Raw genomic sequence first — 13,286 nt, 5'->3', positions numbered from 1 at the left:
CCAGTCTGTACAGCTCACTCCAGGCCGTACACCCTGCGCGCGTTGCCCGCCGCGATCAGGCCCGCCACCCGCTGCGCGTCCGTGAGCGACCACGCCCCCTCCGCGACCCAGGTGCCGAGCACCCGCGCCAGGGCCTCGCGGAACAGCCGCGCCCCCACCACGTGCAGCTCGGGCAGCCCGTGGGCCCCGCTGGCGAAGAGGATCTTGCCGAAGGGGGCCATCTCCAGGATCTCCGCGAGGACGGTCGCGGCCCGGGCTCCGGTGCGGACCAGGGCGGCGCCCGAGTCGGCGTAGACGTGCGGGAAGACGCCGGCGAGATGGGCGGCGTGCCGGTGGAAGGGGTAGCCGTGCAGCAGGACGAGGTCGGTCCCGAGCCCGGCCGTCGCCCGGGCGAAGTCGGTCAGCAGGACCGGGTCGGTGCGGTCGATCCGCATGCCCGGCTCGCTGAGCCCGGCATGCAGCTGGAGGGGCAACCCCGAAGCCACCGCGATCCACAACAGGTGCCTGAGCAGCACCGGGTCGCTCAGCTCGCCCCCGACCCTGCGCCCGGCCAGCCACCGCCCCGCCGCCCCACGCACCTCCCCCGGGCCGGGCGGCTCCGGCGCGAGGGCGAGCCCGTGCCGCACGCCCGCCACGGAGGTGAACGCCACGGCGTTCGCGGCGGCGCCGTGCACCGACTCGGCGAGGTTGGCGAGGAAGGACTCGACGGTGCCGGAGGTGTCCGCGACCTGTTCCGCCAGGAGTTCCAGGCGCACGATCTCACGGGCCTCGGCGGCTCCGGCGGAGGCCATCTCGGCGGGGCCGGTGAGGTCGCCGGGCAGCCCGGTGTCGACCAGGTAGGTGGTGATGCCGCTGCCGCGCAGCAGCCGGCGGCCCGATTCCAGTACGCCGAGTTCACGCCGCCGGGCGAGATAGCGGGCGGGTGGACAGTGCGGCTCCAGGCCGAGCAGCGGGGGGCACCAGCGGCGTACGGCGAATCCCGTCTGGGTGTCGAACAGGGTGGTGCCGGGCGCGGGCGGGCCCTCGGTGCGGGCCAGCTGGGCCTCGAAGGTGCCGAGGCCCAGCTCCGTTCTCAGTACGCCGTGGCAGTACTGGTCCACGAGGGACGGCGTTTCGATCATCCGGACTCCCCGCGCGACTGGACCGCGTCCTCAAATGGACTCATACGGTCCTAACGGGTGAACCGGGTGTCAGGTGATGCTCTCGCACACGCCGTGTGAATGTCCGACGTGCGCCGGCCGCCTCAGCGGTTCTTCGGGCCGCCGATCTGGATGCCCGCCATACGCGTCCACTCGTACGGTCCGGTCGTCACCTTGGCCGCGAACTCGCCGTCGAAGGCCTCGTGGACGGTGATGCCCGACTTCGCCACCGCCTGTTCCGCGATCGCGTAGGAGGGTGCCACGAGGTCGCCCCAGCCGCCGTCCGCGCCGACGAGCACGATCCGGGCGCCGCGCTCCCCGAGGTACGCGACGTGGCCCTCGGCCCCGCCGTGCGCCTTGGAGAAGCCGCCGATCTGCTTGGCGAGGCGGGCCGCGGCGCGCTCGGCCTTCGCGGCCTGCCTGGCGTCGGTTCCCTCGTCAACCTGCTGCGTGTCTGCCATGGCCAGGATGCTACCCACGGGTAGATCAAACGGCGACGGGCGGGGTGCGTGGCCTTGGCCACGCACCCCGCCCGTCGAGGAACACGCGCTATCGCAGGAAGGGATCCACCGCGACCGCCACGAACAGGATCGAGACGTAGGTGATGGACCAGTGGAACAGGCGCATCTCCTTGAGCTTGACGCCCGTCACCTCGGCCTTGGCCCTGCTGTGCAGCCCGTGCGCCTCCCACAGCCAGAACCCGCCGGCCAGCAGCGCGACCGTCGTGTAGAACCAGCCGGTGTAGCCGAGCGGGGTGAGCAGCAGCGACACGCCGACCATCACCCAGCTGTAGAGGACGATCTGCTTGGCGACCACCTTGTTGGAGGCGACCACGGGCAGCATCGGCACGCCCACGCGCGCGTAGTCCTCCCTCACCTTCATGGACAGCGGCCAGTAGTGCGGCGGCGTCCAGAAGAACATGACGAGGAAGAGGACGACCGGCGCCCACGACATGGAGTTCGTGACGGCCGACCAGCCGATGAGCACCGGAAGGCAGCCGGCGATGCCGCCCCAGACGATGTTCTGCGAGGTACGGCGCTTGAGGATCATCGTGTAGACGACGACGTAGAAGAGCAGCGCTCCGAGCGACAGCCAGGCCGACAGCCAGTTGACGGCGAGGCCGAACAGCAGGGTGGAGACGACCGCCAGGGAGACGCCGAAGACGAGGCACTCGCGCGGACTGACCATGCCGGTGACCAGCGGGCGCTGCGAGGTGCGGTCCATGAGCGCGTCGATGTCACGGTCGATGTACATGTTGAGCGCGTTCGCGCCGCCGGCGGAGAGGTAGCCGCCGAGGCAGGTGAGCAGCACCAGCGTCAGGTCCGGCACCCCCTGCTGGGCGAGGAACATCACCGGAACGGTGGTGATCAGCAGCAGCTCGATGATCCGCGGCTTGGTCAGCGCCACGAACGCCTTGACACGGGCCCCGAACGGCCGGTGGCTCGGGCTCTGGCTCGTCCCGATAATCCCCGCTGGACGGGATTCAACGGCCGTCACGCACACCCCTGACAGAGACATCCCAGCAAGCCCCGGGTGTGAACTCCCGGTAAAGGCTCGCGCGTACCACGCCACTGTAGACGTTGCCCAGACCCCGGCATTCGCGGGGGTGGGGTCGTGTCCGGCGGGCCCGCCGGAAGAGCCGGGCGGGACTCGATTGAGCACTCGGACGAGCGGCTCCGTATTCACTTGCCGAACACGGAACGGCCCAGTCGGGAGGCGGATCCCGATGAGTCCCGGCAGTCTGGAATGACTCGAAAAAACGCACGTACTTACGGGGGTAGGCTCGACATCGGCCGGGGCGCCCAGTGCACCGGCATTCGACATGCGTGACATGTGGAAAGGAGCCCTGACCCAGGGTGAGCACCAAGCCGACCACCACAGACCTCGAGTGGACCGACCTGGACCAGCGGGCCGTCGACACGGCCCGAGTCCTGGCCGCCGATGCCGTACAGAAGGTCGGCAACGGCCATCCCGGTACGGCGATGAGCCTCGCGCCCGCCGCGTACACCCTGTTCCAGAAGGTGATGCGGCACGATCCGGCCGATCCCGACTGGGTCGGACGCGACCGTTTCGTGCTGTCCGCGGGCCATTCCTCGCTGACCCTCTACACACAGCTCTATCTGGCCGGTTTCGGTCTGGAGCTGGATGATCTGAAGGCGTTCCGGACCTGGGGTTCCAAGACGCCCGGGCATCCGGAGTACGGGCACACCACGGGTGTGGAGACGACGACCGGGCCGCTGGGCCAGGGTGTGGCCAACGCGGTGGGCATGGCGATGGCCGCCCGCTACGAGCGCGGCCTGTTCGACCCGGACGCCTCGCAGGGCGAGTCACCCTTCGACCACTTCATCTACTGCATCGCCGGTGACGGCTGCCTCCAGGAGGGCATCTCCGCCGAGGCGTCCTCGCTGGCCGGCCACCAGAGGCTCGGCAACCTGGTCCTGTTGTGGGACGACAACCACATCTCGATCGAGGGCGACACCGAGACGGCCGTCTCGGAGGACACCGCCAAGAGGTATGAGGCCTACGGCTGGCATGTGCAGCGTGTCGCGCCGAAGCCGGACGGGGACCTGGACCCGCACGCGATCTACAACGCGATCCAGGCCGCGAAGGCCGTGACGGACCGGCCGTCGTTCATCGCGATGCGCTCGATCATCGCCTGGCCGGCCCCCCACGCGCAGAACACCGAGGCCGCACACGGCTCGGCGCTGGGCGACGACGAGGTCGCTGCCACCAAGCGGGTCCTCGGCTTCGACCCGGAGCGGTCCTTCGAGGTCGCCGACGAGGTGCTGGCGCACACGAGGGCGCTGGGCGAGCGCGGCCGTGAGGCCAAGGCCGAGTGGGAGAAGTCCTTCCAGGAGTGGCGCAACGCCAACGCGGAGCGCGCCGCCGAGTTCGACCGCATCGCCGCGGGCGAGCTGCCCACCGGCTGGGAGGAGAAGATCCCGGTCTTCGAGACGGGCAAGGGTGTCGCCACCCGTGCCGCGTCCGGCAAGGTGCTGCAGGCGCTGGGTGCGGTGATTCCGGAGCTGTGGGGCGGCTCGGCCGACCTGGCCGGCTCGAACAACACCACGATCGACAAGACCAGCTCCTTCCTCCCGGCGGACAACCCACTGCCGGAGGCCGACCCGTACGGCCGCACCATCCACTTCGGCATTCGCGAGCACTCGATGGCCGCGGAGATGAACGGCATCACGCTGCACGGCAACACCCGTGTCTACGGCGGTACGTTCCTGGTGTTCTCCGACTACATGCGCAACGCCGTGCGCCTGTCGGCGCTGATGCACCTGCCGGTGACATACGTGTGGACGCACGACTCCATCGGCCTCGGCGAGGACGGCCCGACCCACCAGCCGGTCGAACACCTCGCCTCGCTGCGCGCCATCCCGGGCCTCAACATCGTCCGCCCGGCGGACGCCAACGAGACCGCGATCGCCTGGCGGGAAATCCTGCGCCGCTACACCAAGGTGTTCGGCAAGGGCGCCCCGCACGGTCTGGTGCTGACCCGTCAGGGTGTGCCGACGTACGAGTCGAACGAGGACACCGTCAAGGGCGGTTACGTCCTGTTCGAGGCGGAAGGCGGCGAGGCCGAGGTCATCCTGATCGCCACCGGTTCCGAGGTGCACGTGGCCGTCGAGGCGCGTGAGCAGCTCCAGGCCGACGGGGTGCCGACGCGGGTGGTGTCGATGCCGTCCGTGGAGTGGTTCGAGGAGCAGGACCAGGGGTACCGGGACAGCGTCCTGCCGTCGGCGGTGAAGGCGCGCGTCGCGGTGGAGGCCGGCATCGGTCTCACCTGGCACAAGTACGTGGGCGACGCCGGTCGCATCGTTTCCCTGGAGCACTTCGGTGCTTCGGCCGACGGCAAGGTGCTCTTCCGCGAGTTCGGTTTCACTGCCGAGAACGTGGCCGCCAAGGCCCGGGAATCCATCGCCGCCGCCCAGCGCTGACGCTCATATACGACACGTAGGAGATGCATTTTCCATGACAGACGCACTCAAGCGCCTCTCCGAGGAGGGCGTCGCGATCTGGCTGGACGACCTGTCGCGCAAGCGGATCACGTCCGGCAACCTCGCCGAACTGATCGACCAGCAGCACGTCGTGGGCGTCACCACCAACCCGTCGATCTTCCAGAAGGCCATCTCGCAGGGCGACGGCTACGACCAGCAGGTCTCCGACCTCGCCTTCCGCAAGGTCACCGTCGAAGAGGCCATCCGCATGATCACGACGGCGGACGTCCGTGACGCCGCCGACATCCTGCGCCCGGTGTTCGACTCGACCAACGGCCAGGACGGCCGGGTCTCGATCGAGGTCGACCCGCGACTGGCGCACAACACCAAGGCGACCGTCGCCGAGGCCAAGCAGCTGGCCTGGCTGGTCGACCGCCCCAACACGCTCATCAAGATCCCCGCCACCCAGGCGGGCATCCCGGCGATCACCGAGGTCATCGGCCTCGGCATCAGCGTCAACGTGACGCTGATCTTCTCGCTCGAGCGCTACCGCCTGGTCATGGACGCCTACCTCGCCGGCCTGGAGAAGGCCAAGGAGCGCGGCCTGGACCTCTCGAAGATCCACTCCGTGGCGTCCTTCTTCGTGTCCCGCGTGGACACCGAGATCGACAAGCGGCTCGACGCGCTGGGCACGCCCGAGGCCAAGGCCGCGCGCGGCAAGGCGGGCGTGGCCAACGCCCGGCTGGCCTACCAGGCGTACGAGGAGGTCTTCTCCTCCGACCGCTGGCTCGCCCTCGACAAGGCGCAGGCCAACAAGCAGCGTCCGCTGTGGGCGTCGACCGGCGTGAAGGACCCGGCGTACAAGGACACGATGTACGTCGAGGAACTCGTGGCGCCGAACACCGTCAACACCATGCCGGAGGCGACCCTCTTCGCGACCGAGGACCACGGCGAGATCCGTGGCAACGCCATCGCCGGCACCTACGAGCAGGCCCGCGCCGAGATCGACGCGGTCGAGAAGCTCGGGATCGCGTACGACGACGTGGTCCAGCTGCTGGAGGAAGAAGGCGTCGAGAAGTTCGAGGCGTCCTGGACCGACCTGCTCAAATCGACCGAGGCGGAGCTCCAGCGCCTCGCCCCTTCGGAGGGCTGAAGATTTGTCAAGCAGCAATCCGCTGCGTGACCCCGCCGACCGACGGCTCCCGCGTATCGCGGGGCCGTCGGGTCTGGTTATTTTCGGCGTCACGGGCGATTTGTCCCGGAAGAAGCTCATGCCCGCCGTCTACGACCTCGCGAACCGGGGCCTGTTGCCGCCGGGTTTCTCGCTGGTCGGTTTCGCCCGGCGGGAATGGAAGCACGAGGACTTCGCACAGGAGGTCCACGACGCCGTCAAGGAGCACGCCCGTACGCCGTTCCGTGAGGAGGTCTGGCAGCAGCTCATCCAGGGGATGCGCTTCGTCCAGGGCACCTTCGACGACGACGACGCCTTCGAGCGGCTCCGCGCCACCATCGAGGAGCTGGACAAGGCACAGGGCACGGGCGGCAACTTCGCCTTCTACCTGTCCGTGCCGCCGCGCTCCTTCCCCGTGGTCATCCAGCAGCTGAAGAAGCACGGGCTGGCCGACCAGGAAGGCGGTTCCTGGCGCCGCGCGGTCATCGAGAAGCCGTTCGGCCACGACCTCAAGTCGGCCGAGGACCTCAACAAGGTCGTCCACGAGGTCTTCGGCTCGGACCAGGTCTTCCGCATCGACCACTACCTGGGCAAGGAGACGGTCCAGAACATCCTGGCGCTGCGCTTCGCCAACACGATGTTCGAGCCGATCTGGAACCGGTCCTTCGTGGACCACGTGCAGATCACGATGGCCGAGGACATCGGCATCGGCGGCCGGGCCGGCTACTACGACGGCATCGGCGCGGCCCGTGACGTCATCCAGAACCACCTGCTCCAGCTGATGGCCCTCACCGCGATGGAGGAGCCCGCCTCCTTCGACGCGGACGCGCTGGCCGCCGAGAAGACCAAGGTGCTGGGCGCGGTCCGGCTACCCCCCGACCTGGGCCGCGACACCGTGCGCGGCCAGTACGCGGCGGGCTGGCAGGGCGGCGAGAAAGCCGTCGGCTACCTCGAAGAGGACGGCATCGACCCCAAGTCGAAGACCGACACCTACGCCGCCATCAAGGTGGAGGTCGACAACCGCCGCTGGGCGGGCGTCCCCTTCTATCTGCGGACCGGCAAGCGCCTGGGCCGCCGGGTCACCGAGATCGCGGTCGTCTTCCAGCGGGCCCCTCACTCCCCCTTCGACCACACGGCGACCGAGGAGCTCGGCAAGAACGCGATCGTCATCCGCGTCCAGCCCGACGAGGGCGTCACCGTGCGCTTCGGCTCCAAGGTGCCGGGCACCTCGATGGAGATCCGGGACGTGTCCATGGACTTCGCCTACGGCGAGTCGTTCACGGAGTCCAGCCCGGAGGCGTACGAACGGCTGATCCTCGACGTCCTGCTCGGCGACTCGAACCTCTTCCCGCGCACCGAGGAGGTCGAGCTGTCCTGGAAGATCCTCGACCCGATCGAGCAGTACTGGGACAGGAACGGCAAGCCGGCGCAGTACGCGTCGGGCACGTGGGGCCCCGTCGAGGCGGACGAAATGCTCGAGCGAGACGGACGGAGCTGGCGCCGGCCATGAAGACAGACCTCACGGACACCACGGCCAGCAAGATCAACAAGGCGCTCGTCCAGGGCCGTCGTGCCATCGGCACGCCGGCCGTGGGCATGGTCCTCACCCTGGTCATCGTCACCGACGAGGAGAACGCCTACGACGCCCTGAAGGCCAGCAACGACGCCTCGCACGAGCACCCCTCGCGCACCATCGTGGTCATCCGGCGCGTCTCCCGTTCGCCCCGCGACCGTACGAAGTCCCGCCTGGACGCCGAGGTCCGCGTGGGTGCCGACGCGGGCACCGGCGAGACGGTGGTGGTGCGGCTGTACGGCGAGGTGGCCGAGCACGCGCAGTCGGTGGTCCTGCCCCTGCTGCTGCCGGACGCCCCGGTGGTGGTCTGGTGGCCGGTCAACGCGCCGCTCGACCCGGCGCAGGACCCGCTGGGCGCCCTGGCCCAGCGCCGGGTCACCGACACCTACGCCTCCGAGCAGCCGGTGCGCGACCTCAGCACCCGCGCCGACACCTACACCCCCGGTGACACGGACCTCTCGTGGACCCGCATCACGCCCTGGCGCTCGATGCTGGCCGCCGCCCTGGACCAGGTCACCTGCGAGGTGAAGGCCGTCGAGGTGGAGGGCGAGGAGTTCAACCCGAGCTGCGAGCTGCTCGCCATGTGGCTCGCCGACCGGCTGGACGTTCCGGTGAAGCGGTCGCTGTCCGGCGGCCCGGGTCTCACGGCCGTCCGCATGGACACCAACAGCGGCCCGATCGTGCTGGACCGGGCGGACGGTTCGCTGGCCACCCTGTCGATCGAGGGCCAGCCGAACCGCGCGGTGGCGCTCAAGCGCCGTGACACGGCCGAGCTGATCGCGGAGGAGCTGCGGCGGCTCGACCCGGACGACACGTACGCCTCGGCGCTGCGGTTCGGCGTGGACCGGCTGAACACGTCGAACGACAGGGCAGCGGCGGCATCCGACACGAAGCCGGCCGCCGAACCGGCCGCCGACACCCGGGGGCCCGCCGCCAAAGGAGAAGGGGGCGCGATCCCCACTCCCCTCGAGAGTGCTGCGAAAGCTCCCGCGAAGGAGGCGGCGGCGCAGGCCCCGGTGAAGAAGGCGGCGGCGAAGTGAGCACCCCGCAGCTCGTCGTGCACCGCGACAAGGAGCTGATGGCGCAGGCCGCCGCGGCCCGCCTGATCACGAAGATCGTGGACGCGCAGGCCTCGCGCGGCTCCGCCTCCGTGGTGCTGACGGGCGGCCGCAACGGCAACGGGCTGCTCGCCGCGCTGGCGACGGCCCCCGCCCGGGACGCCGTCGACTGGACCCGGCTCGACCTGTGGTGGGGCGACGAGCGCTTCCTGCCCGAGGGCGACCCGGAGCGCAACCACACGCAGGCGAGGGAAGCCCTCCTCGACGCCGTACCCCTGGACCCGAAGCGCGTGCACCCCATGCCCGCGTCGGACGGCCCTTACGGCGCCGACGTGGACGTGGCGGCGGCCGCCCACGCGGAGGAACTGGCCCGGGCGGCGGGCCCCGAGAACCACGGCGCGGTACCGACGTTCGACGTCCTCATGCTGGGAGTCGGCCCGGACACGCACGTGGCGTCGCTGTTTCCCGAACACCCCGCGGTCCGCGAGACCGAGCGCACGGTGGTCGGCGTCCACGGTGCGCCCAAGCCCCCGCCGACCCGCGTGACCTTCACGCTCCCGGCGATCCGCGCGGCCCGCGAGGTCTGGCTCCTGGCGGCCGGCGAGGACAAGGCGAAGGCCGCGGCGATCGCCCTGTCGGGTGCCGGCGAGGTCCAGGCCCCGGCGGCGGGAGCGCGCGGCAGACAGCGCACCCTGTGGCTGCTGGACGCGGCGGCGGCCTCACAGCTGCCGAGGTCGTTGTATCCGCCGGCTTCACCGTGACCGGGGGCGCGGCGGGGAGGTGGTCGCCCCCGCCGCGCCTGCCGTCCCGTAGCCGGGGGCTCCGCCGCCGTGCCGCCCGGTCCGGGGGCAGCCCCCGGACCGGACCTCACTTCACCGACCCCGCCATCACTCCCTGCACGAAGTGCCGCTGGAACGCGAAGAACACGACCACCGGTACCACGAGCGACACGAACGCCCCCGGCGCCAGCACGTCGATGTTGCTCCCGAACTGCCGTATCTGTGACTGTAGTTGCACTGTCAGCGGCTGCGAGGAACTGTCCGCGAACAGCAGGGCCACCAGCATGTCGTTCCACACCCACAGGAACTGGAAGATCGCCAGGCTGGCGATGGCGGGGCGGCCCACCGGCAGGACGAGCCGGGTGAAGATGCGCCACTCGCTCCCCCCGTCCATCCGCGCCGCCTCCAGCATCTCCTTCGGCATCTCGGCGAAGTAGTTCCGCAGCAGGAACACCGCGAACGGAAGTCCGTACGCCACGTGGAACAGCACCACACCGGGGATCGTGCCGAACAGCCCCAGCTGACCGAAGAGTTTGGCGACCGGCAGCAGCCCGATCTGCACCGGCACCACCAGCAGGGCCACCACGACCAGGAAGAGCGACTCCCGGCCGGGGAAGTCCAGCCACGCGAAGGCGTAACCGGCGAGCGCCGCGAGGACCACGACCAGGACGGTCGTCGGAACCGATATCAGCACCGTGTTCACGAACGCCTGGGTGATCCCCGCGTTCCTCAGCAGTGCCGAGTAGTTGTCGAAGGACAGCTGCCCGGGACTGCTGAACACCGTCCACCAGCCGCCTCCGGCCGTGTCCTGGGCCGACCGCAGCGACGACAGGAACAGTCCCGCCAGCGGAGTGAGCCAGACCAGGCCGATCAGCACGAGGAGGACCTGAACGACACCGTTGCCCAGGGTGCGCCGCACCGCGTTCATCGCTGACTCCTTCGAAAGCGGCGGAGGTTGAAGACCATCGCCGGGACCACGAGGAGCAGGAGCAGCACACCCAGCGCGCTGCCGAGCCCCTGGTTGTTGCCGCCGCCGAACGACACCAGCCACATCTGCGTCGCGAGCACGGTCGCGTCCTCCTGCACCGGCCCGGGGGCGATGATGTAGACGAGGTCGAAGACCTTCATCACGTTGATCACGAGGGTCACGAAGACGACCGTCAGCACGGGTGCCAGCAGCGGCACCGTGATCCGCCGGAAGATCTGCCATTCGTTCGCCCCGTCCATCCGCGCCGCCTCCAGCGCGTCCCGGGGCAGCGTGGCGAGCCCGGCGCCGATCAGCACCATCGCGAATCCGGTCCAGATCCACAGGTACGCCCCGATGATCGCCGGTGTGACCAGCACGGGTCCGAGCCAGGAGACGCCCTGGTACGGCGGTGCGAAGTTGGCGGCCGGGAGCCGCACGCCGTAGGAGCCGGAGTCCAGCCCGGGGAAGGCGAAGGAGCCGTCCGAGGCGGTCGTCGTGCTCGCGACCGTCCTTCCGTCGCGCACCGCCTCGACCTTGATCTCCGGCAGCCCGCTCTCCCGCCGGTCGACCTTGCCTTGCTCCCCTCCCCCGCCCGGGGTGAAGTCCAGGTAGACCACCCCGCGCACCTCGTCCGGCGCCGCCTTGCGGCCGGCGGCCGGGTAGGCGGGTCCGGCGCCCGCGGGCAGGTCCTTCGGCGGGACGCCGACCAGCCCGAGCGCCACCGTGTCACCGGGCGACAGGCTCGTATCGGTCCGATAGGAGCCGTCCGGCCCCGCGCTGAGACCCTGGCCTTCGCGCGCCCGGGCGGTCGGATAGGCGGACGTGCCCGTGACGGCGTCGTGCACGGAGACCACGGCCGCGTTCAGCACGCCCTTGTCCGGGTCCTCGTCGTAGGCGAGCCGGAAGATGATGCCCGCCGCGAGGAAGGACACCGCCATCGGCATGAACAGCAGCAGCTTGAAGGCAGTGGCCCAGCGGACCTTCTCCACGAGGACGGCGAGGACCAGCCCGAGGCCCGTCAGGAGGGCCGGCGCCACGACGACCCAGACGGCCGTGTTGCGGACGGCCTTGAACGTGGCCGGGTCGTGGAGCATCTCGGCGTAGTTCCCACCGCCCACGAAGCGCGTCCCGGACGCGTCGAAGAAGCTGCGGCCGATCGAGAACAGCACCGGGTAGACGACCAGCGCCCCCAACAGGAGCAGCGCGGGGAGGACGAAGAGCAGGGCCACGGCGCGCCCCCGGCGCCGTCTGCGCCGCGCGCGGTCGGCGATCGCGGGGGGCGAGGGGGGCGCCTCTTTCACCAGAGTGGCGGTCATGACAGATCAGCCCCGGTACGCCTTGGCCGCCGCGGCTTCCAGCCCGGCCGCGGTCGCCGCCGGGTCGGACGGGTCGCGCAGGAAGTCCTGGAGCAGCTTCCATTCACCCGTGCCCTTCGTCCCGCCGAAGGCGGCCGGCGCCTGGTCGGACATGTCGAAGCGGACCGAGTCCCCGGCCCCGACCAGGGACTTGGCCGTGGCGCGGGTGACGTCGTCGCCGTACGAGGCGAGGTCGAGCTTCTTGTTCGGGGACAGGAAGCCGCCCGCTCCGGCCCACACGGCGGCGGCCTCCGGAGTGGCCAGGTACTCCAGGAACCGCGTCGCGGCCTTCTGGTTCTTGCCGTCCTTGAGCATGACGGCCGCATCCCCGCCGCTGACCACCGGCGCTTCGCCGCCGTCGACCGCGGGGAAGGGGAAGAAGTTCGCGTCCCGGCCGATGGTCTTCCCGAACTGGTCCTTGGCGACGCCCGCGACGAAGTCGCCCTCGTAGACCATGCCCGCCACGGGCTCGGGCCCGAACACCTTCTCCACGGACCCCGGGAAGTCGGTGTTCAGGGCCCCCTTCTGGCCGCCCGCCAGCAGCCGCTTGTCCTTGACGAGCTTGCCGAGGGTGGTGAGGGCCCTGACCACGCTCGCGTCGGTCCACTTCACGCTGTGCGCGGCGAGGGCGTCGTACTTCTCGGGTCCGGCCTGGGAGAGGTAGATGTTCTCGAACCAGTCGGTGAGGGTCCAGCCGTCCTGCCCGGCGACCGAGAAGGCGGCGAGACCCGAGTCGGATACCGTGTGCCCGGCCTTCAGCATCTCGTCGTACGTGGCCGGCGGCTTGACGCCGGCCTGGTTGAGGGCGTCGGGGCTGTACCAGACGGTCGACTTGTGGGCGGCCTTGAAATAGAGGCCGTAGAGGGTGCCGTCGACGCTGCCGTACTCCTTCCACACCTTCGCGTAGCCGGCGTCGACGGACCGCTCGGTCGTCTTGGACAGGGGCTTGAGCCAGCCCTGCTCGGCGAACTGCTGGAGCACGCCGACCTGCGGGACCATCACCACGTCGGGGGCGTTGCCGCCCTCGATCTTGCTGCCGACGACGGTGGAGACGTTGTCCCCCGTGGACACGAACTGCGTCGTCGCGCCGGTCTTCTCAGTGAACGCGTCCAGTACCTTCTGGAAGTTCTTCTGCTCGCTGCCGGACCAGACGCCGGCGACGGTGAGGCTCTGGCCGCTGAGCGGCTTGTCGCCGCCGCCCGCCGAGACCGGGCCGCCGCCGCAGGCGGTCGCGCCGAGCGCCAGGGCGAGGGCGGTGCAGGTGGTGAGCAGGGTGCTACGTCGTCGCATCATCGTTGAT

The 13,286-nt window shown here is 70.2% G+C and carries 11 protein-coding genes; 5 read left to right on the top strand and 6 right to left on the bottom strand.

The genetic code is table 11. From position 1 onward, the window contains the following. Nucleotides 1–14: 14 nt before the first annotated feature. From OG985_RS34525 to OG985_RS34515, 3 genes are all read right to left on the bottom strand, one after another. On the bottom strand, nt 15–1,121 hold the full coding sequence (locus OG985_RS34525; RefSeq protein WP_371672283.1) for an amidohydrolase family protein: 1,107 nt from the start codon (nt 1,119–1,121) through the stop codon (nt 15–17). 122 nt (nt 1,122–1,243) lie between these two features. After that, nucleotides 1,244–1,600, bottom strand: a complete 357-nt coding sequence (locus OG985_RS34520; protein WP_371672282.1) for a hypothetical protein — start codon at nt 1,598–1,600, stop codon at nt 1,244–1,246. A gap of 88 nt (nt 1,601–1,688) precedes the next feature. Then, a complete protein-coding gene (locus tag OG985_RS34515) occupies nt 1,689–2,657 on the bottom strand; it encodes a heme o synthase (protein WP_371672281.1) in 969 nt (322 codons plus the stop codon). 338 nt (nt 2,658–2,995) lie between these two features. Between OG985_RS34515 and tkt the strand changes: the two genes are divergently transcribed. Genes tkt through pgl form a run of 5 tightly spaced genes read left to right on the top strand, consistent with a single transcriptional unit; the run spans nt 2,996 to nt 9,646 of the window. Then, the gene (gene tkt / locus OG985_RS34510) at nt 2,996–5,083 is read left to right on the top strand and encodes a transketolase (RefSeq protein WP_371672280.1); all 2,088 of its coding nucleotides are present in this window, start codon (nt 2,996–2,998) and stop codon (nt 5,081–5,083) included. Nucleotides 5,084–5,117: 34 nt separating this feature from the next. Beyond that, complete coding sequence (gene tal / locus OG985_RS34505) at nt 5,118–6,236, top strand: transaldolase (RefSeq protein ID WP_371672279.1); 1,119 nt, start codon at nt 5,118–5,120, stop codon at nt 6,234–6,236. 4 nt (nt 6,237–6,240) lie between these two features. Continuing rightward, entirely contained in the window at nt 6,241–7,764 is a 1,524-nt protein-coding gene (gene zwf / locus OG985_RS34500) for a glucose-6-phosphate dehydrogenase (protein ID WP_371672278.1), read from the top strand. After that, the gene (gene opcA, locus OG985_RS34495) at nt 7,761–8,867 is read left to right on the top strand and encodes a glucose-6-phosphate dehydrogenase assembly protein OpcA (protein ID WP_371672277.1); all 1,107 of its coding nucleotides are present in this window, start codon (nt 7,761–7,763) and stop codon (nt 8,865–8,867) included. The genes zwf and opcA overlap by 4 nt, the downstream gene beginning before the upstream one ends. Beyond that, nucleotides 8,864–9,646 carry a 6-phosphogluconolactonase gene (pgl, locus tag OG985_RS34490; protein WP_371672276.1) on the top strand — a complete coding sequence of 261 codons (783 nt, stop codon included), beginning with the start codon at nt 8,864–8,866 and terminating at the stop codon, nt 9,644–9,646. Before opcA ends, pgl begins: the two co-directional genes overlap by 4 nt. A gap of 106 nt (nt 9,647–9,752) precedes the next feature. Here the strand turns inward: pgl and OG985_RS34485 are convergent, their stop codons facing one another. Genes OG985_RS34485 through OG985_RS34475 form a run of 3 tightly spaced genes read right to left on the bottom strand, consistent with a single transcriptional unit; the run spans nt 9,753 to nt 13,279 of the window. Beyond that, complete coding sequence (locus tag OG985_RS34485) at nt 9,753–10,592, bottom strand: carbohydrate ABC transporter permease (protein ID WP_371672275.1); 840 nt, start codon at nt 10,590–10,592, stop codon at nt 9,753–9,755. Further along, nucleotides 10,589–11,947 (bottom strand): ABC transporter permease subunit, encoded by a 1,359-nt coding sequence (locus OG985_RS34480; protein ID WP_371672274.1) that lies wholly within the window; start codon nt 11,945–11,947, stop codon nt 10,589–10,591. Before OG985_RS34480 ends, OG985_RS34485 begins: the two co-directional genes overlap by 4 nt. Before the next feature lie 6 nt (nt 11,948–11,953). Then, a complete protein-coding gene (locus OG985_RS34475; RefSeq protein WP_371672273.1) occupies nt 11,954–13,279 on the bottom strand; it encodes an ABC transporter substrate-binding protein in 1,326 nt (441 codons plus the stop codon). Nucleotides 13,280–13,286 lie beyond the last annotated feature (7 nt).

Origin of the sequence: Streptomyces sp. NBC_00289 (genome assembly GCF_041435115.1) — a bacterium.
Classification (GTDB): Bacteria; Actinomycetota; Actinomycetes; order Streptomycetales; family Streptomycetaceae; genus Streptomyces.
This window is presented reverse-complemented; position numbering and strand designations above follow the sequence as displayed.